Below are 19512 nucleotides of genomic sequence, written 5' to 3'. Positions count from 1 at the left end.
AGATTAAGCGTAAATACGATTAATCATTGCGACACTAGCTCAGTTGGTAGAGCGCAACCTTGCCAAGGTTGAGGTCACGAGTTCGAACCTCGTGTGTCGCTCCAGATTCTTTTCGAAGAAAAGAATAGCGCCGCACAACCTAGTTAAGGTTGAGGTCACGACTCTTTGTTTAAAGAAAGTGAACCTCGTGTGTCGCTACAAATTCTCTTGTTAGAGAGTGTAAGTTTTCATCGTACTTAACGGTGACACAATACGGACGCGGGGTGGAGCAGCTTGGTAGCTCGTCGGGCTCATAACCCGAAGGTCGTCGGTTCAAATCCGGCCCCCGCAACCAAATTCAGATTAAGCGTGAATGCGATTAATCATTGCGACACTAGCTCAGTTGGTAGAGCGCAACCTTGCCAAGGTTGAGGTAACGGTTATGTGTCGTTCCAGCTTCTTTCAGAGTATTCTCTGAACTCAAACCAGTATTTGGTTTATGCTCTTTCTTTAATGCTGTGAAGCATAACTCCCTAAAATAAAAATAATCTGCAGTTCTAAGCGGATTTATTGCCGTCTTGATAACTTACGTGCTGAATTTCAATACACAGGTTAGTCTCTGTAGAATCTGGCTTTTCGTCGCTATTTATTCGTATTCATTAACAGAGTTATCCACAAAAATTAATTGTGGATAAGTTGGTGTATAACGTGTTTTTAGTGAAGTGCTGGTAAGCGTCAGTGAAAGATCTTTTAATGCGGCTCTGTTCTCTAATCTTGCTGTCTTTCTGTGTAACTAATTGTTTTTAAATTGATTTTTGTTATTTTGTCACCATTAGGTCAACTAACTGTATGATCATTAATATCAAGATCTTTGATCCTTGTCATTAATTGCTGATGTGGCTAACTTTTCTTAATTATAGAAAACAGTGTCGTGTTTAAAATTTTGTCCACAAATTGGTATTTTGAGATACATATCAAAGTCTGTGCTCATTAGTTATGCAATTACCTCATTTTTTACGCATCACGCGGTAACCCTTTCTCGACAATTCGAATTAAGCGCTGCTGCTTCTTATTGCTAGAGCATGCACTCGCTGGCTCTGATGATTTTCGTTTTTGTTCTACTAGCGCCCAATGTATATGTTCGTCTAATAAATCAGACAAGCCTAACCTTGTGTTTAGCGCTGCGATAATGCGTTGTGAATGTGGCGCGTTTCCTAAAGCGATGGAAAGATTACGCAACCATTGCTGGTGGCCAATTCGGCGAATAGCCGAACCTTCCATATAACGTAAGAAGGTGGCCTCATCCCAAGCAAACAGTTCAACTAAGTCTGGTTCATCCAGTGCTTGACGGCGATGAAAATCACTTTGTTGAGTGAGGTCGGAAAAGCGATTCCAAGGGCAGACCAACTGGCAATCATCACAGCCGTAAATGCGGTTACCCATTGCCTTGCGAAACTCTTCAGCAATTACGCCATCATATTCTATGGTGAGGTAAGAGATGCATCGGCGAGCATCAACAACACCGTCTTCCACGATGGCTTGTGTAGGGCATGAGGTGATGCAGGCAGTGCATTTGCCACATTGATTACTGCTTGGTGTATCGACTGGCAGCGGCAAATCAATCAGTAGTTCACCAAGAAAAAACCAAGAACCACTCTCTTTATCAAGGATAAGCGAATGCTTGCCAGTCCAACCAAGTCCAGCTTTTTGTGCTAAAGGCCGCTCTAGTATTGGGGCGGAGTCCACAAAAGGGCGATAACCGAGTGCCCCCACTTCTTGTTCAATCTTTTCGCCGAGTTTTTTGAGCTGGTTGCGTACCAGTTTATGGTAGTCACGCCCCAGAGCGTAGCGGCTGATATAAGCGTAATTGGGATTATTCAAATCACTGGCAAACCGAGCATCTGGGGGTAAGTAATTCATGCGTGCGCTGATCACACGGACGGTGCCGGGAAGGAGTTCATGTGGCCTAGCTCGCATCATGCCATGGCGCGCCATCCAGTCCATTTCACCGTGAAATCCAGCATCCAACCATTTCTGCAAAGACTCTTCGTGCTCACTGAGATCGATATCGCAGATCCCGACCTTTTCGAAGCCAAGTTCACGTGCCCAGATTTTAATTTTGTCTGCCAGTACTTGGTAGTCCATTATCGATGAGCTCGTTGCAAAAAGGGGCGAGGATCTTAACGGATCCTTTATTGAGGATCTAGGAAATGATCGTCTGTGATGTGGATTAAACTGACATAAAAAGCGAGTTTTTTCCTTTTACTTACAGAAGAGAGCTTGTCTCTCAATTCCAACCCAGTTTACTATTCGAGTTCTTTTGATTTTTATATAGTCAATTTTCGACACTTGAGAGCGGTAATTCATGAGTACTAAGATCTTTACCTTAAAAGACGAACAGCAAACGGTAAAATTAGGCGCAGCTTTGGCTAAGCGATGCTCTGCGCAAACCACGCTTTATTTGCATGGTGATCTCGGTGCTGGAAAAACAACCTTCAGCCGTGGCTTCATCCGCGCATTAGGCCATGTTGGCAACGTCAAGAGCCCGACTTATACCTTAGTTGAACCTTATCAACTAGCCGATTGGCAAGTATACCATTTTGATCTTTATCGCTTGGCCGATCCGGAAGAGTTGGAATTTATGGGTATTCGTGACTATTTCACACCGGATGCGATCTGCCTTGTTGAGTGGCCAGAAAAAGGCAGCGGTCTACTTCCAACCGCAGATATTGATGTTGAGCTACGCTACGATGGCGAACAAAGGCAAGCTTTTCTGAGTGCAAACAGCCCCTATGGATCCTCATTGCTGAGTCAGTTGGAGTTATGTTGAACATCATCCATTTGTTACGAACGATAACTCTATCGCTTGCGGTTTGGGGCTGTGCTTTATTTACTTCAACGACGCACGCGAATGCATTAGAAGGCGTGCGCGTTTGGCCCTCTCCAGATGAAACTAGAGTGGTTATCGATCTCAAAACTGAAGCGGATTATAGCTATTTCACCTTAAGCAGCCCCGAGCGTTTGGTGGTGGATTTAAAAAACACCACGCTTAATACAAAATTGCCGCTTAAAGTCACGGATAGCCCTGTTCTCAAGCAAATTCGTAATAGCTCGCCTCCGGAGAAAGGGACGTATCGCTTGGTGTTTGAGTTACAGCGCAAAGTGAACCCTCAGCCATTTAAACTTGCACCAACGCCGGGTGGTCAGTATGGGCATCGTTTGGTGGTTGATTTACCCCACAATTTGGATAGCGACAAGGCGACAGTAAAACCGGCCAGCCAAACTAAAGTGAGCCGCGATGCTTCGCAGTTATTAGGAACCGAGGATATCGTGGTCGCTATTGATGCTGGTCATGGCGGAGAAGATCCCGGCTCGATTGGCCCGACCAAAAAATATGAAAAAAATGCCACCTTAAGTATCTCCAAGAAGATCGCAGATCAAATTAACGCCGTTCCAGGAATGAAGGCGGTCATGACACGCAGTGGCGATTACTTTGTCAATCTCAATAAACGTTCTGAAATTGCGCGCCGTAATAAGTCACACCTACTTGTCTCCATTCACGCCGATGCGTTTCATACCCCGCAACCTAGGGGGGGCTCGGTGTTTGTGTTAAATACCAAGCGTGCGAATACGGAAATAGCTCGCTGGGTTGAGAACCACGAACAGCAATCAGAACTGTTAGGTGGGGCTGGTGAAGTGCTGGCAAAAAACAATAGCGATCGAAACGTTAGCCAAACCTTGCTGGACTTACAATTTAGTCACTCACAAAAAGAGGGTTACAAGGTGGCAACTCATCTGCTAGGCGAAATGGGAAAAGTAGCCCACTTACATAAAGCAGAGCCAGTCAACGCAAGTTTGGCAGTACTTAAGTCGCCCGATATTCCTTCGGTGTTGGTTGAAACAGGTTTTATTTCTAACCCTACCGAGGAACAATTGCTATTTCAGCGCTCGCATCAAGATAAATTGGCTCGCGCATTGGCAACCGCTATTGTCAAGTATTTTGAAGAAAACCCACCCGAGGGCACTCTGTTTGCTAATCGCGGTAAGACGCAAAAGCACAAAGTGCAGCGTGGTGAATCACTCTCGGTTATCGCTAATAAATATGGCACCTCGACTCAAGCATTAATCGCAACCAACAAACTAAAAAATGCCAATTTGTCGATTGGTCAAATCTTAACGATTCCGGCCACGTCAGCTCCGATTCGCGTTCCTGTGGTCAGCAACCCAGTAGAAACGGAAATTGTTACGCATGTGGTGAAATCTGGCGAGTATTTGGGCAAGATAGCGAGCACGTATAAAGTGAGTGTGGATGCGATTAAACGCGAGAATAACTTGCGTTCAGACACCTTAACGCTGGGGCAGAAACTGAAGATAACGGTGAGTTTGAAGGATAAGCCGCTGCGTAAGCATAAAGTTGAAAAAGGCGAGTTTTTGAGCAAAATTGCCAGCCAATATCAAGTGAGTCTGAATAGTATTCGCCAAGTAAACCAACTTCGGTCTGATCAGCTCGCCATAGGGCAAGTGTTGATCATTCCCAATAAGTAGTAATGAGTATGACGATTAAGATTCTACCCGCACGTCTTGCTAACCAAATTGCCGCAGGTGAAGTGGTTGAAAGGCCGGCTTCCGTCGTCAAAGAGCTGGTGGAAAATAGCTTGGATTCGGGCGCCTCTCGTATCGATATCGATATCGAAAAGGGAGGTACGAAGCTCATTCGTGTGCGAGATAACGGGCAAGGGATAGTAAAAGAGGAATTGGCGCTCGCTTTAAGCCGCCATGCAACTTCTAAAATTCACACCTTAGATGATTTAGAGGCGATCGTCAGCCTAGGTTTTCGTGGAGAAGCGCTCGCGAGTATTAGCTCAGTCTCTCGGCTTACATTGACGTCTCGTCCAGCCACGCAAGAACAAGCTTGGGCAGCATACAGTGAAGGTCGAGATATGGCGGTTAAGTTGCAGCCAACCGCACACCCGATTGGAACGTCTGTTGAAGTGCTCGATCTGTTCTTTAATACGCCCGCTCGGCGCAAATTTTTACGCACAGAGAAAACAGAATTTACTCACATTGATGAGCTACTAAAACGCATTGCTTTGAGCCGGTTTGATGTGACCATCAATGTGCGCCATAACGGCAAGATGGTGCGTCAATATCGAGCGGCTAAAACGGCTGCTCAAGAGGAAAAAAGAATCGCGGCTGTGTGTGGCAACGCTTTTGTTCGCCATATGCTGAACATTGAGTTGGAACATCAAGGGCTTCGCTTGCATGGTTGGATAACGACTCCAGAAGGCGCGCGCCAGCAGAGTGATTTGCAATACTGCCACGTTAATGGGCGGATGATGCGTGACAAGCTGATTAATCATGCTATCCGGCAAAGTTATGAAACCAGCCTGAGAGGCGATCAGTTCGCCACTTATGTACTCTTCATTGAGCTCGATCCCCATCAAGTGGATGTGAATGTCCATCCCGCGAAACATGAGGTGCGTTTCCATCAAGCGCGATTAGTGCATGATTTTATCTATCAAGCACTCAGTAGTGCACTGGCTGAAAGCAAGCACATTGAGAAGCCGCAGCTCAAACCATCGGCTTTTCATCAGCCCGATGCGGCGACTGTGGATCGCATTGAGAATGACACTGCAATTGATAGTGTGTGCCAAAAAACTGAGGGGCATAACACCGTTCCAGAGCAAGTGTGGCAAGCTGTCGACAACACTCCCGCTTATCCAAGAAAAGCAGAGCGAGAAAGCACAACCGCGCACGGCATAGCTGAAACGCCAAAGCGTAGCCATTGGCAGCAAAACGGCTCTCCATCTTCTTCTCGGGCGAAAGCTGATCGCCAGCCAACGGCCTCACCTTCGAGCGGAGAAGTGAAGCTCTATCAAGAGCTGATGGCAACTCAACCGCCGGCTTCTGCAGTCGAACTTTCTCCTATCGCACATCAAGATAAAGGTGAAGTGCTGCAGCTCGAACAGTTGGGTAAAGCTATTGCGGTAATCAAAGGGCAGTACCTGTTAATGGGGTCCAAACAGGGCGTCGTATTGCTTTCTCTTATCAAAGGAGCATGGCTGAAAACTCGCGGCCAATTGCATACCGAACAAGGCGGCTTGAAAAGCCAACCTTTACTCGTGCCGCTCTCCATAAAGCTCTCAGCACAAGAACATCAAGCGTTAACGCATTGCCAGCCGATGTTGAATACGCTAGGGATTGAGCTTAAAGAACGTCATGGTTCAAGCATCATGGTGATGGGCGTACCTCAACCGTTGAGGCAACAAAACCTGCAAAACTTAATCCCAGATCTGCTATCTTACGTGTCCGCTAATTTTACGGCTGATGATGAACCTATTACGGCGGATCTTGTTGCCGATTGGCTGGCTGAACACATCACTGTGGTGAAAAGTGACTACACTTTGTCTGAAGCCATACAAATGATTTCGGAACTTGAACAGCTTTGGCAAGGGCAACTTCCTCTTCATGATGCAAGTTTCGTCCGCCCCGTTGATTTTTCTACCACCATAGCGGCCTTGTTGGCATAACGAATTAAAAGAATGATGAATCAAACACAACCATTGGCTCTGTTTTTAATGGGCCCGACCGCATCAGGTAAAACAGATTTGGCGATTCGTTTGCGCCAAAAATACCCAGTGGAAATCATCAGTGTCGACTCGGCGCTGATCTACAAAGGCATGGATATTGGCACCGCCAAACCTAATGCGCATGAACTGGTACTCGCTCCCCATCGTCTGATCGATATTTTGGATCCAAGTGAAGCCTATTCGGCGGCGGATTTTCGTCGCGATGCATTACTTGCAATGCATGATATTACCGCGCAAGGTAAAATTCCTCTGCTCGTTGGGGGAACTATGTTGTATTACAAGGCTCTACTTGAAGGGCTTTCGCCACTTCCTGCGGCTAACCCTGAGATACGGCAACAAATTGAGCAAGAGGCTTTGGAGCATGGTTGGGGTCAGTTACACGATCAATTACAAACGATTGATCCGGTTTCGGCGGCAAGAATTCATCCTAATGATCCACAAAGATTGTCACGAGCATTGGAAGTTTACCGAATTTCAGGTAAAACTCTTACAGAGTTAACTCAAACGAAAGGTGAAAGCCTGCCATTTCGAGTTAAGCAGTTTGCTATAGCTCCCAAGGAAAGGGCTGAGCTCCACCGTCGAATCGAACTCAGGTTTGAAAAGATGATCGAAGCTGGATTTGAAGAGGAAATGAAAGCACTTTATGCTCGAAATGATCTTCATCCGGATTTGCCATCGATTCGCTGTGTTGGTTATCGACAAATGTGGGACTATTTGGATGGGGATTGTACGTTAGAGGAAGCGGTATATCGTGGAATCTGTGCAACCCGTCAATTGGCCAAGCGTCAGATCACCTGGTTACGCAGCTGGGATGATTTAACTTGGTTAGATAGCGAAAACATTGATCATGCAGTAGAAACTCTCTCAAATGCCATAGCATCTGATGGAGTTAGCTGTGTATAATGTGATCGCTTTTGCGTGATGTACCCTGTAAAGGATCCGTTACTTGATATTTGGCATTATCGCCGTCATAACAAGTAGCAACGGGGTTTTTATTCATTTAGCTCAGATGCAAAGGCCGCACCAATAATGCAGTGCACCACTAGCTAAATAACTACAACAAAATACAAATAAGGAAAATAAAATGGCTAAGGGGCAATCTCTACAAGACCCATTCTTAAATGCACTACGTCGTGAGCGCATTCCAGTATCCATCTACCTTGTGAACGGAATTAAGCTTCAAGGTCAGATTGAATCCTTTGATCAATTTGTGATCTTACTGAAAAACACAGTCAATCAAATGGTGTATAAGCATGCGATTTCAACGGTTGTTCCTGCACGTGCAGTGAGCCACCACACTGCTGAGCCACGCACTGGGTCTGATCGTCCATCAGACAAATCAGAAGAGTAATTCTCTGATTAGTATTATTTACTTACAAAGGAGTTGGTTGCTTGTTTGACCGTTACGAAGCCGGTGAGCGAGCGGTACTTGTTCATATCAACTTCACGCAAAAGGGTGAGTGGGATGATCTCAGCGAGTGTGAAATGCTGGTTTCTTCTGCTGGAGTGTCGACACTGCAAATTATTACTGGCAGCCGTCAAACTCCACACCCTAAATATTATGTCGGTGAGGGCAAAGCCCAAGAGATAGCGCATGCGGTTCAACTTGTTGAAGCGGATGTGGTGATCTTCAATCACGCCCTTTCTCCTGCCCAAGAACGTAATCTTGAACAACTATGCCAATGTCGAGTGATTGACCGTACTGGTCTCATCCTCGATATTTTTGCCCAACGAGCACGAACCCATGAAGGGAAGTTGCAAGTAGAGCTGGCACAATTGCGCCACATCTCTACGCGATTAATTCGTGGTTGGACGCACCTTGAGCGACAAAAAGGCGGTATAGGCTTACGTGGACCTGGTGAAACGCAGCTAGAAACCGACAGACGTTTATTGCGTGAACGTATTAAAGCGATATTACGCCGCTTAGAGAAGGTCGCTAAGCAGCGAGAACAAGGACGCCGAGCTCGAAATCGAGCTGAGATTCCCACCATATCGCTAGTGGGTTATACCAATGCGGGGAAATCAACGTTATTTAATCGCATTACTGAAGCTGGGGTTTATGCAGCCGATCAACTGTTTGCAACCCTAGATCCTACCTTGCGGAAAATCGAATTGGCGGACGTTGGTACTGCCGTTCTCGCTGACACCGTAGGATTTATTCGTCATCTGCCGCACGATTTAGTTGCAGCATTTAAAGCCACGTTACAAGAAACTCAAGAAGCTGACATTTTGTTACATGTTGTTGATGCCAGTGATGAGCGTTTTCGTGAGAATATCAAAGCCGTCCATGATGTATTAGAAGAGATTGACGCCCATGAGGTGCCAACGCTTGTCGTCATGAACAAGATCGATAATCTAGAAGGCCAACAACCTCGCATCGAAAAAGATGATGAGGGAATACCGAGAACCGTGTGGTTATCAGCCATGGATGGACAAGGTATTGATCTGCTTTTCGAAGCATTGACAGAGCGATTAGCGAGTCAAGTCATTCAATATCAATTGTGTATTCCACCACTGCACCAAGGTCGCATTCGTAGTGCATTTTCACAAATGAAATGTATTCAACAAGAAGAATATGATCCAGATGGTAATTTGTTGATTAACATTCGTATGCAGCAAGTTGATTGGTTTAGACTAGAAAAAAGAGAAGAAGCAGTTTTGCGTGACTTTATAGTTACTTAAAGGACTGCTACAGTATAACGTCATATCAAATGATGGAGCTTTCTAATGGCGTGGAATGAGCCCGGTAATAACAACGGCAACAATGGCCGCGATAATGACCCTTGGGGTAATAATCGTGGTGACAAAAATAAAGGTGGCCGTGATCAAGGACCGCCAGATTTGGATGAGGTTTTCAATAAACTGAGCCAGAAACTGGGCGGACGATTTGGTAAGAAAGACGGTAAAGGCCCTTCATTCTCTGGTGGTAGCGCAATTGGCTTTGGAGTCATTGCTGCAATCGCTGTTGCAGTGTGGTTCTTTTCTGGTTTCTATACGATTGGTGAAGCTGAGCGTGGCGTCGTGCTGCGCTTAGGTAAGTATGATCGCATCGTTGATCCAGGTTTGAACTGGCGTCCTCGCTTTGTTGATGAAGTGACGGCCGTTAACGTACAAGCGATTCGCTCACTACGTGCATCGGGTTTGATGCTAACCAAAGATGAAAACGTGGTCACTGTTGGCATGGATGTACAATATCGCGTGTCTGATCCATACAAGTACTTGTATCGTGTGACTAATGCTGACGATAGCTTACGCCAAGCAACTGACTCAGCATTACGTGCCGTGGTTGGTGATTCTTTGATGGACAGTATCTTAACCAGTGGCCGTCAGCAAATTCGTCAAAGTACCCAAACGACCTTGAATCAAATCATTGATAGCTATGATATGGGCTTAATGATTGTCGATGTCAACTTCCAGTCGGCTCGTCCGCCAGAGCAAGTGAAAGATGCGTTCGATGATGCGATTGCGGCGCGAGAAGATGAAGAGCGTTTCATTCGTGAATCTGAAGCGTATAAGAACGAAATCCTGCCTAAAGCAACAGGCCGAGCAGAACGTTTGAAGAAAGAAGCGCAAGGTTATACAGAACGCACGATTAACGAAGCATTGGGTCAAGTGGCACAGTTTGAAAAACTGCTCCCTGAGTATCAAGCCGCGCCAGATGTGACACGTAATCGTCTCTACCTAGATACTATGGAAGAGGTGTATTCAAACACATCTAAAGTGCTAATTGATTCAGAATCCAGTGGCAATATGCTTTATCTACCGTTGGATCGAATTACAGGCCAAGACAGTAAGAATGACACCAAACGTCAAGATAAATCATCATCAACCTATGATCAGATAGAGCTTGATTCACCAACCAGCAGTGATACAGGTAATACACCGTCTCGCTCTAGCAATACACGTCAAGGGAGATACTAGTAATGCGTAAGTTAATGATCCCAGTATTAGTGATTGCACTGGTATTGATGTTGATGTCGCTGTTTGTGATTCCTGAAGGTGAGCGCGGTATTGTTGTCCGTTTCGGTCGTATTCTGAAAGATAACAATGAAATTGCTCGAATCTACGAACCGGGTTTGCATTTTAAAATGCCACTGTTTGATCGAGTAAGAACGTTAGATGCGCGCATCCAAACAATGGATGGCCGCTCTGACCGTTTCGTGACTTCAGAGAAAAAAGATGTGATCATCGATACCTATGTCAAATGGCGTATTGAAGACTTTGGTCAATACTACTTGGCAACTGGTGGTGGCAATGCATTGACGGCACAAGCACTGTTAGAGCGTAAAGTGACAGACATTCTTCGTTCTGAAATCGGTTCTCGTGAAATCAAACAAATTGTTTCGGGCCCACGTAATAAAGATGTCTTGCCGGAAAGTGCTGATGACGAAGTCGTCACGACCGAGGCTGCGAAACAAGCATTGGAAATCGATGGTCAGCGTGACCAAGTGATGGAAAATGTGTTGGAAGATACGCGTAAAGGCGCACTGAAAGATTTAGGCGTCAGAGTGGTTGATTTCCGTATTAAGAAAATCAATCTCCCAGATGAGATCAGTGAGTCTATCTATCGTCGTATGCGTGCTGAACGTGAGTCAGTAGCTCGTAAACACCGCTCTCAAGGTCGTGAAAAAGCCGAAGTCATTCGCGCTCAAGCTGAACTTGAAGTGGCGACTATCTTAGCGGAAGCGGATAAAACGGCTCGCGTAACTCGCGGTGATGCTGATGCTAAAGCGGCGAAGATTTACTCAGATGTGTACAGTAAAGATCCTGAGTTTTACGGGTTCTTACGTTCGCTGAAAGCCTATGAGAAATCATTCAGCGAGAAGAGTGATATCTTGGTGCTTGATCCTAAGAGTGATTTCTTCAAGTACATGAATAACACCAAAGGTTTGACAACGAAATAATTGACCGTTGTTTATTCAAAGGCTCCTTCAGGGAGCCTTTGTCGTTTATTGGCTTTAAGAGAGAAGGCACTATGTCGAATTCAATCTGGCTTGCTGTGGGGCTGGTGTTAATTGCAGAAGGTATTGGACCGTTAATCGCCCCTAATGGCTGGAGAAAGATGGTGGCGGAGCTCAGCCAGCAGCCCGATCATCAACTGCGCCGCATCGGTGGTTGTCTCGTCGTTGCAGGGGGCATCATTGCGTACTACTTCGCACGATAGTGATGCACAATAGCGCGGTAACCGATTTATTATCACTATCATCACTATCATCACTATCATCACTATCATCACTATCAATAGTGAGGTGGTGGAGTCTCTTCTGATGGATCCGCTAAATGTGAGGCATCCATATTTTTGACTTTACCAGCTACATATTTCATTTGGTCTTGCATTTTCGTCAGCATGAGCTGCTGTGTTGATAATGCTTGATTGAGTTCATCAATGGTTTGTTCTTGGAAAGCAAGTTGGCATTCCAAGTCACTAACACGCTGTTCTAATTGCTGAATATATTTATCGTTCATAACTAATCGTCGAGTTTCCAAGCTTGAGCAATACCTGCAGAGCTTCCGGTAATAATTCGTTGCTGATGATCAAAGGCCGCATCATACACCACCGCCGTGGGTGGGCGAGCATCTTTTAGCGGTTCTACTTCGAATCCTTGCTGTTTTTTACCATTTTGAGTATCCCAAACCGCGACTTGGCTTGAAGGATTCCCTGTCACAAGCAACCTGCCATCATCGGAAAAACGCGCCGTAGAGAAGATCAATTGTCGTGAAAAACTGCGCAATTGCGCCTGTTCCTTACCCGAGGAGAGATCCCAAATAATGGATTGATTACCACCATCGGAGGTAAAGGCTAATTTGCCTTCTCGCTGCAAGGCGACTCGATTAACCCGCTGCTCATGTTCAAACGATCGTAAAATTTGCCCACTTTGCGTATCCCAAAGGTAGGCAAAATAATCATTACCTCCCGTCAGAGCAAAGCGTCCATTTGGCGATAGGGCGACAGAATTTACTTTTTCTCGATGAGCAAGGAACTCTAGCCGGCGTCCAGTGACTAAATCGACGTAAATCGCTTTACCATTGGATAAACCGAGCAGAACTTGTTTTCCGTTATTGGCAATGTCAATGTCTCGGATCAGCCCATCGGAGATGGACCACAAACCTTGAGCTTGTGTCCAACCTAAGTCCCATACGGCAAAGTTAATTTGGCTAGCGGTCACGGCAAAACGGCCATTATCAGAGAGTCGAATATGAGACACGGTATTGGTTTGTAGGTCTTGAGGTCCCAATTCGGCTAAGGTTTTGTTTTGTTCAAGATCCCATAGAACGAGCTGTCTTTGTTTAGAATAGAGCAGCGCAAAACGACCATCACGGCTTAAACCGAAACTGGTCGAACCGTTTGGTTCGAGATCCCAACGTTGCACATCGCTGTCAGAGAAAAAACAGCCATTTAACATCAAGATGACAATGCAACCTAGGATTGAATGAGAAATTATTCGCATTAAGTCTAATTATCCGCTTTGAGTGTAAAGACAATCTATCAACATATCGCTATATTGGTACAACTCAGTTTTGCGCACCAGCTTTTCACTAAGATTTGTGCGTAATGACAAAAGGTTATCCTACAAATTGGAGAAATAAATGAAATCATTGTTTAAAGTGTCACTGCTTGCAGCAACCGTCATGCTTGCAGTTGGCTGCCAGAAAGATGAAGCCCCTAAAACTGAAGCAGCGCCTGCAGCAGAACAAGTACAAACGGAAGCGGGAAAAACGGTTCACTTTAAAACAGAAGATGACAAAGCGGCTTACGCGATTGGCGTCTCTTTTGCAAATTACCTCAGCACCAGCATTGAGAAACCAGCCGAAATTGGTATCAATCTGAATAAAGATCTGGTTCTAAAAGGGATTGAACATGTCTTCGCGGGCAATGCTGAGTTGAGTGAAGAAGAGACACGCGCAGCGCTAGAAGCTCTAGATAAACGCGTTTCTGAAACCATGCAAGCAAAAGCCGCTGAAAAAGCGGCTGCTGCAGAAAAAGCTGGTGATGAATTCCGCGCTGAATTTGAAAAACAAGATGGCGTAAAGAAAACTGAATCTGGTTTACTTTATCAAGTATTGACACCTGCTACAGGTGAGTCACCAAAAGAGACCGATACTGTTCAAGTGCATTACAAAGGGACACTGGCTGACGGTACTCAATTTGATAGCTCGTATGATCGTGGTGAGCCAGCGACATTCCCACTCAATCGGGTTATTCCTGGTTGGACAGAAGGTGTGCAACTGATGCAAGTGGGAGCAAAATACAAGTTTGTTATCCCGCCGCAACTGGCTTACGGCGAGCAAGACACACCGACTATTCCAGCAAACTCAACACTTGTGTTTGAAGTGGAGTTGCTAAAAATTGATAACGGTAGCGATGCGGCTAAGTAATGGTTGAACCGTTATAATTCCCTCAAAGGCCTGATGAATCAGGCCTTTTCTGTCTCTAACGACTCACTAATTAGTTGTCCTAAATCACTTGTTAGTGACTTAACAGAGTTTTCGATTAAAATTTTCTGATAAACTTACGTCAATTTGTTGATTTTTCGCTCTAAGGCTAGATAACAGTGACAACGACAGAAACTCTAAATGCGGATATGTTGCTTGAAATGGAATCCGTGCACGTGATGCCATTTAGTGACCACGATAAAATCATTCTTCGATCTTATGAAGCCGTGGTTGACGGTATTGCCAGTTTGATTGGCCCTTTTTGTGAGATCGTTCTGCACTCATTGGAAGATCTCAATACCTCGGCGATTAAAATTGCCAATGGTGAAAACACGGGGCGTCAAGTGGGTTCCCCGATCACTGATCTTGCACTGCGTATGTTAAAAGATATTGAAGGATCGGAGCGTAACTTCTCACGATCGTATTTCTCTCGCGCCAAGGGTGGTGTGTTGATGAAATCGATTACGGTCGCGATTCGTAATGGCGATAACCGAGTTATTGGCTTACTTTGTATCAACGTCAATTTAGATGCTCCGTTCTCACAAGTTCTGCAATCATTCATGCCCACTCAGGAAGCTCAGGAAGCCGCCTCATCGGTTAACTTTGCCAGTGATGTAGAAGAGCTGGTGGATCAGACGGTAGAGCGTACCATCGAAGAGATCAACGCCGATAAATCAGTGTCTAACAATACCAAGAACCGTCAGATCGTGATGGAGCTGTACGACAAAGGCATTTTTGACATCAAAGATGCGATTAACCGCGTAGCTGATCGGCTCAATATCTCTAAACATACTGTCTATCTCTACATTCGCCAACGCAAGACCGGAGATGAATGTTAGTGGAGCCAGTATTGAGTTACACATTATTGGTCAATGGCTCAGTGTATGGCACACAGGCAGCGCGTAGTGCTTATCTGTTTGCCTGTGCATTGCTAGAAAAAGGGCATTCACTCAAGCAAGTATTTTTTTATCAAGATGGTGTTTTCAATGGCTCTGCGATCACCGCGCCTGCGAACGATGAGTTTGATCTTGTGAAAGCATGGCAGAAGCTGTCTACTGAACACCATGTACGCTTAGAAACCTGTGTTGCTGCAGCGTTACGTCGTGGCATTATCAGTGAAAATGAAGCTCAGCAACACCAGCTCACGGCGTATAATTTGGCACAATGTTTTGCACAAACTGGGTTAGGAAGCTTAGCTGAAGCGTTATTAACTCAAGATCGAGTGGTACAGTTTTGAAAAAAATCGGTTTTGTTTTTCATTCTTCGCCTCATTCTAGTTCGGCTGGAAGAGAAGGGCTAGATGCTGTACTGGCAGCCTCTGCCTATTGTGATGCGATCTCGCTCTTTTTTGTTGGGCTTGGGGTGACGCAAATCGTCGCCAACCAATCACCGCAACAACTGCTTAGCCGTGATTACATCAGTGCGTTTAAACTGCTTGAGTTATACGATATTGAACACCTTTATCTGTGTGAGCAAAGCGTTGAAGAGTTGGGGTTAGCATCAGCTCAATGGGTAATTGATGTTGAAAAAAAATCGCCTCAGCAAATCGCTCACTTACTTCACGAGTGCGATCAAGTACTAACTTTCTAAGGTGTACCTATGCTGCATATTGTAAAAGACACGGCAAAACTGGCCTTAGCGCAGCGTTATTGTTTGGCTGAGGATAGTATTATCTTGGTTGAAGAAGCAGTTTATATGAGTAACCCTAGTGCGGGCTCTTTTTTACTACTCAACGATCTGAACAGGGTTTATGTCTTACTTGAGGATCTCTGCGCGCGTGGGGTACAGGATCTCTGCTCAGTACAAATTACCAAAGTGGATTTCTCTGGTTTGGTTGAACTTACTACTAATCATGAAAAATCAATCACTTGGTAGATTTTCTTATCACTATTACCCCTCTATTACCCACCCTTTACTTATGGTGGTTAAAAAAGATCTGTATATTTCTTGACACACCTCTCACTGCTGCATAGAATTTTGCGTCCCTATTTGTACTAAGTGCACTAGGGACTAGATTTTTCACAAAGCTTACTTTAAGTAAATTCAGGAGCTAGTTAATGGCAACTATTAACCAGTTGGTCCGCAATCCTCGTGTAAAGCAAGTTGTTAAAAGCAACGTGCCAGCACTAGAAGCGTGCCCACAAAAACGTGGTGTATGTACACGTGTTTACACTACTACACCTAAAAAACCTAACTCAGCACTTCGTAAAGTATGTCGTGTTCGTCTAACGAACGGCTTCGAAGTGACTTCGTACATCGGCGGTGAAGGTCACAACCTTCAAGAGCACTCAGTTGTTCTTATCCGTGGCGGTCGTGTAAAAGACCTTCCAGGTGTGCGTTACCACACAATCCGTGGTGCACTTGACTGTGCAGGCGTAAACGACCGTAAACAAGCTCGTTCTAAATACGGTGTGAAACGTCCTAAATCTTAATGGATTTCCGTTAAGTAAGGCCAAACACTAAATTATTTAATTTTTGAAGAAACTGAAAAGTTTTGGATAACCTGAAAAAGACAACGGAGAATATCCATGCCACGTCGTCGCGTTATTGGTCAGCGTAAGATCCTTCCAGATCCAAAGTTCAAGTCTGAACTGCTGGCAAAATTCGTTAACATTCTTATGGTTGACGGTAAAAAATCTACTGCAGAGAAAATTGTTTACACTGCACTAGACACTATGGCTGAGAAATCTGGCAAAGGTCACTTAGCTGTATTTGAAGAAGCTCTTGAAAACGTACGTCCAGCGGTCGAAGTTAAATCTCGCCGCGTGGGTGGTTCAACTTACCAAGTGCCAGTAGAAGTACGTCCGGTTCGCCGTAACGCACTTGCTATGCGTTGGGTAGTTGATGCTGCGCGTAAGCGTGGTGAAAAATCTATGGCTGCTCGCCTAGCTGCTGAAATGCTAGACGCGTCAGAAAATAAAGGTACTGCTGTTAAGAAACGTGAAGACGTTCACCGTATGGCAGAAGCGAACAAAGCATTCGCTCATTACCGCTGGTAATACCTTCTGTGCTGCGAGGTTCTCTCGCAGCACATTTTCATACTCTAAGGATTACCTTAGTAAGAGGATACAATCGTGGCTCGGAAAACTCCTATTGAGCGCTACCGCAACATCGGTATCTGTGCTCACGTAGATGCAGGTAAAACAACCACTACTGAGCGTATTCTGTTCTACACTGGCCTTTCTCACAAAATCGGCGAAGTTCACGATGGTGCTGCAACCATGGACTGGATGGAGCAGGAGCAAGAACGTGGCATCACTATCACTTCTGCTGCTACGACAACCTTCTGGCGTGGTATGGAAGCACAGTTCCAAGATCATCGCGTAAACATCATTGATACCCCAGGACACGTTGACTTTACAATTGAAGTAGAGCGTTCACTTCGTGTGCTTGATGGTGCAGTGGTTGTATTCTGTGGCTCATCTGGTGTTGAACCCCAGTCTGAAACTGTATGGCGTCAAGCTGACAAATACGGTGTTCCTCGCATGGTGTTCGTTAATAAAATGGACCGTGCTGGCGCAGACTTTTTACGCGTTGTAAACCAAATTAAACATCGTCTTGGTGCGACTCCTGTTCCTATTCAATTAAATATTGGTGCGGAAGAAGAGTTCAAAGGTGTCATCGACCTTATCAAGATGAAAGCCATCAACTGGAATGAAGCCGATCAAGGCATGACGTTTACTTACGAAGACATTCCAGAAGATATGCTTGAGTTGGCAGAAGAATGGCACAACAACCTAGTAGAAGCGGCAGCGGAAGCTAGTGAAGAGTTAATGGAAAAGTATCTTGAAGACGGCGAGCTGACAGAAGCGGAAATCAAACAAGCGCTACGGACTCGTACCATTAACAATGAAATCGTATTGGCCACTTGTGGTAGTGCCTTTAAAAATAAAGGCGTACAAGCGGTGTTGGATGCGGTTGTTGAATATTTGCCTTCACCGGTAGATGTACCAGCCATTAAAGGCGTGGATGAAAACGAGAACGAAGTAGAACGTCACGCTGACGACAACGAACCTTTCTCGGCACTTGCATTTAAGATTGCCACTGACCCATTTGTTGGGACATTGACTTTCATGCGTGTTTACTCTGGTGTGGTGAACTCTGGCGATGCCGTTTACAACTCAGTGAAACAGAAAAAAGAACGTTTTGGTCGTATCGTACAGATGCATGCCAACAAACGTGAAGAGATTAAAGAAGTTCGTGCTGGCGATATTGCGGCTGCGATCGGCTTAAAAGATGTCACGACAGGCGATACGCTGTGTAACCCAGACCACAAAGTGGTTCTTGAGCGCATGGAATTCCCTGAGCCAGTGATTCAAATTGCGGTAGAGCCTCGCTCTAAAGCTGACCAAGAAAAAATGGGTATTGCGCTAGGTAAACTGGCGGCAGAAGACCCATCTTTCCGTGTCGAAACCGATAAGGAAACAGGTCAAACGTTGATCTCTGGTATGGGTGAGCTTCACCTAGACATCATTGTTGATCGCATGAAGCGTGAGTTCAGTGTGGACTGTAACGTTGGTAAACCACAAGTGGCTTACCGCGAAACTATCCGTGGAAAAGCGGAAGTAGAAGGCAAGTTCGTTCGTCAATCTGGTGGTCGTGGTCAATATGGTCACGTTTGGCTTAAGATTGAACCTGCGGAACTCGGTGAAGGCTTTGTCTTTGTCGACGAAATCGTTGGTGGTGTGATTCCTAAGGAATACATCAGCTCGGTTGCGAAAGGTATCGAAGAGCAAATGAACAACGGTGTGTTAGCTGGTTATCCGATTCTGGATGTGAAAGCGACATTATTCGATGGTTCATATCATGATGTCGACTCAAGCGAGATGGCGTTTAAGATTGCTGGTTCGATGGCGTTCAAGAAAGGTGCTTTAGAAGCGCAGCCTGTTCTTCTTGAACCAATGATGAAAGTTGAAGTAACTACTCCAGAAGATTGGATGGGTGATGTTGTGGGTGACTTAAACCGTCGTCGCGGCATGATTGAAGGTATGGATGAAGGCCATGCAGGCCTTAAGATTATCCATGCTAGAGTCCCTCTATCGGAAATGTTTGGTTATGCAACAGACTTACGATCTGCCACTCAGGGTCGCGCCTCTTACTCCATGGAGTTTGCAGAGTACGCTGATGTGCCAAAAAATGTTGCAGAAGCAATCATTGCAGAACGTGGTTAACTGTTATTTGTTTAATAACGAATCTATTGCGCTGATGAGAGTTGGCGCATAAAATAGCAATTTCTGGCGCGTCTTGAGCTATATGTGACTCAAGACGAATCATAACTAGGAAGGAACACGATCGTGTCTAAAGCAAAATTTGAACGTACGAAACCGCACGTAAACGTTGGTACTATCGGCCACGTTGACCACGGTAAAACAACTCTAACTGCTGCTATCTGTACTACACTTGCAAAAGTGTACGGTGGTGAAGCGAAAGACTTCGCATCTATCGATAACGCTCCAGAAGAGCGCGAGCGCGGTATTACAATCAATACTTCTCACGTAGAGTACGATAC

The 19512-nt window shown here is 45.3% G+C and carries 21 protein-coding genes and 3 tRNA genes; 21 read left to right on the top strand and 3 right to left on the bottom strand.

What is annotated here, in order from left to right:
• The first annotated feature begins 28 nt into the window (after positions 1–28).
• The 3 genes from AACU59_RS15365 to AACU59_RS15355 all read left to right on the top strand — a co-directional run bounded on the left by AACU59_RS15365 (position 29) and on the right by AACU59_RS15355 (position 434).
• Positions 29–104 (top strand) — tRNA-Gly (locus AACU59_RS15365).
• 153 nt (positions 105–257) lie between these two features.
• Positions 258–334: transfer RNA gene (locus AACU59_RS15360), tRNA-Met, on the top strand.
• Between the two features lie 33 nt (positions 335–367).
• Positions 368–434: transfer RNA gene (locus AACU59_RS15355), tRNA-Gly, on the top strand.
• Between the two features lie 559 nt (positions 435–993).
• Here AACU59_RS15355 and queG read toward each other — a convergent pair.
• Positions 994–2124 (bottom strand): tRNA epoxyqueuosine(34) reductase QueG, encoded by a 1131-nt coding sequence (queG, locus tag AACU59_RS15350; protein WP_094144766.1) that lies wholly within the window; start codon positions 2122–2124, stop codon positions 994–996.
• A gap of 220 nt (positions 2125–2344) precedes the next feature.
• Between queG and tsaE the strand changes: the two genes are divergently transcribed.
• From tsaE to AACU59_RS15305, 9 genes are all read left to right on the top strand, one after another.
• Entirely contained in the window at positions 2345–2809 is a 465-nt protein-coding gene (tsaE, locus tag AACU59_RS15345) for a tRNA (adenosine(37)-N6)-threonylcarbamoyltransferase complex ATPase subunit type 1 TsaE (RefSeq protein ID WP_010318946.1), read from the top strand.
• The gene (locus AACU59_RS15340) at positions 2803–4524 is read left to right on the top strand and encodes an N-acetylmuramoyl-L-alanine amidase (RefSeq protein WP_017043316.1); all 1722 of its coding nucleotides are present in this window, start codon (positions 2803–2805) and stop codon (positions 4522–4524) included. Before tsaE ends, AACU59_RS15340 begins: the two co-directional genes overlap by 7 nt.
• Positions 4525–4526: 2 nt before the next feature.
• The gene (gene mutL / locus AACU59_RS15335) at positions 4527–6509 is read left to right on the top strand and encodes a DNA mismatch repair endonuclease MutL (RefSeq protein WP_094144767.1); all 1983 of its coding nucleotides are present in this window, start codon (positions 4527–4529) and stop codon (positions 6507–6509) included.
• A 15-nt stretch (positions 6510–6524) separates the two neighbouring features.
• Entirely contained in the window at positions 6525–7472 is a 948-nt protein-coding gene (gene miaA, locus AACU59_RS15330; RefSeq protein ID WP_094144773.1) for a tRNA (adenosine(37)-N6)-dimethylallyltransferase MiaA, read from the top strand.
• A gap of 181 nt (positions 7473–7653) precedes the next feature.
• Positions 7654–7920 (top strand): RNA chaperone Hfq, encoded by a 267-nt coding sequence (gene hfq / locus AACU59_RS15325; protein ID WP_013857931.1) that lies wholly within the window; start codon positions 7654–7656, stop codon positions 7918–7920.
• 41 nt (positions 7921–7961) lie between these two features.
• A complete protein-coding gene (gene hflX, locus AACU59_RS15320) occupies positions 7962–9251 on the top strand; it encodes a ribosome rescue GTPase HflX (protein ID WP_010318941.1) in 1290 nt (429 codons plus the stop codon).
• Positions 9252–9296: 45 nt separating this feature from the next.
• Positions 9297–10490: an FtsH protease activity modulator HflK gene (gene hflK, locus AACU59_RS15315; RefSeq protein WP_094144768.1), complete on the top strand. Its 1194-nt coding sequence runs from the start codon at positions 9297–9299 to the stop codon at positions 10488–10490.
• Positions 10491–10492: 2 nt separating this feature from the next.
• Positions 10493–11473, top strand: coding sequence for a protease modulator HflC (gene hflC, locus AACU59_RS15310; protein WP_013857929.1), 981 nt, complete (start codon positions 10493–10495; stop codon positions 11471–11473).
• 71 nt (positions 11474–11544) lie between these two features.
• Positions 11545–11733, top strand: a complete 189-nt coding sequence (locus AACU59_RS15305; protein ID WP_017043313.1) for a DUF2065 domain-containing protein — start codon at positions 11545–11547, stop codon at positions 11731–11733.
• Between the two features lie 74 nt (positions 11734–11807).
• Here AACU59_RS15305 and AACU59_RS15300 read toward each other — a convergent pair whose 3' ends face one another.
• Together AACU59_RS15300 and AACU59_RS15295 are read right to left on the bottom strand one after the other, a co-directional pair.
• The gene (locus AACU59_RS15300) at positions 11808–12035 is read right to left on the bottom strand and encodes a SlyX family protein (RefSeq protein ID WP_010318937.1); all 228 of its coding nucleotides are present in this window, start codon (positions 12033–12035) and stop codon (positions 11808–11810) included.
• A gap of 2 nt (positions 12036–12037) precedes the next feature.
• Positions 12038–13018, bottom strand: a complete 981-nt coding sequence (locus AACU59_RS15295) for a WD40 repeat domain-containing protein (RefSeq protein WP_094144769.1) — start codon at positions 13016–13018, stop codon at positions 12038–12040.
• A 139-nt stretch (positions 13019–13157) separates the two neighbouring features.
• Between AACU59_RS15295 and fkpA the strand changes: the two genes are divergently transcribed.
• From fkpA to AACU59_RS15250, 9 genes are all read left to right on the top strand, one after another.
• Positions 13158–13946 carry an FKBP-type peptidyl-prolyl cis-trans isomerase gene (fkpA, locus tag AACU59_RS15290; RefSeq protein WP_094144770.1) on the top strand — a complete coding sequence of 263 codons (789 nt, stop codon included), beginning with the start codon at positions 13158–13160 and terminating at the stop codon, positions 13944–13946.
• A 176-nt stretch (positions 13947–14122) separates the two neighbouring features.
• Positions 14123–14842 (top strand): helix-turn-helix transcriptional regulator, encoded by a 720-nt coding sequence (locus AACU59_RS15285; RefSeq protein ID WP_013857924.1) that lies wholly within the window; start codon positions 14123–14125, stop codon positions 14840–14842.
• Positions 14836–15240 (top strand): sulfurtransferase complex subunit TusD, encoded by a 405-nt coding sequence (gene tusD, locus AACU59_RS15280; protein ID WP_094144771.1) that lies wholly within the window; start codon positions 14836–14838, stop codon positions 15238–15240. The genes AACU59_RS15285 and tusD overlap by 7 nt, the downstream gene beginning before the upstream one ends.
• Positions 15237–15593 (top strand): sulfurtransferase complex subunit TusC, encoded by a 357-nt coding sequence (gene tusC / locus AACU59_RS15275; RefSeq protein ID WP_094144772.1) that lies wholly within the window; start codon positions 15237–15239, stop codon positions 15591–15593. The genes tusD and tusC overlap by 4 nt, the downstream gene beginning before the upstream one ends.
• Before the next feature lie 9 nt (positions 15594–15602).
• Positions 15603–15878: a sulfurtransferase complex subunit TusB gene (gene tusB / locus AACU59_RS15270; RefSeq protein ID WP_010318931.1), complete on the top strand. Its 276-nt coding sequence runs from the start codon at positions 15603–15605 to the stop codon at positions 15876–15878.
• Between the two features lie 182 nt (positions 15879–16060).
• On the top strand, positions 16061–16435 hold the full coding sequence (rpsL, locus tag AACU59_RS15265; protein WP_010318930.1) for a 30S ribosomal protein S12: 375 nt from the start codon (positions 16061–16063) through the stop codon (positions 16433–16435).
• Between the two features lie 96 nt (positions 16436–16531).
• Complete coding sequence (gene rpsG / locus AACU59_RS15260; protein WP_013857921.1) at positions 16532–17002, top strand: 30S ribosomal protein S7; 471 nt, start codon at positions 16532–16534, stop codon at positions 17000–17002.
• Positions 17003–17077: 75 nt separating this feature from the next.
• The gene (fusA, locus tag AACU59_RS15255; RefSeq protein WP_010318928.1) at positions 17078–19174 is read left to right on the top strand and encodes an elongation factor G; all 2097 of its coding nucleotides are present in this window, start codon (positions 17078–17080) and stop codon (positions 19172–19174) included.
• A 123-nt stretch (positions 19175–19297) separates the two neighbouring features.
• Positions 19298–19512 (top strand): GTP-binding protein (locus tag AACU59_RS15250; RefSeq protein ID WP_337247331.1); only part of this gene is annotated, 215 nt, incomplete at its 3' end.

Origin of the sequence: Vibrio sp. V23_P3S9T160 (genome assembly GCF_963886625.1) — a bacterium.
Classification (GTDB): domain Bacteria; phylum Pseudomonadota; class Gammaproteobacteria; order Enterobacterales; family Vibrionaceae; genus Vibrio; species Vibrio anguillarum.
Note: the sequence above shows the minus strand (reverse complement) of the source record. Positions and strands in the feature narration are given on the sequence as shown.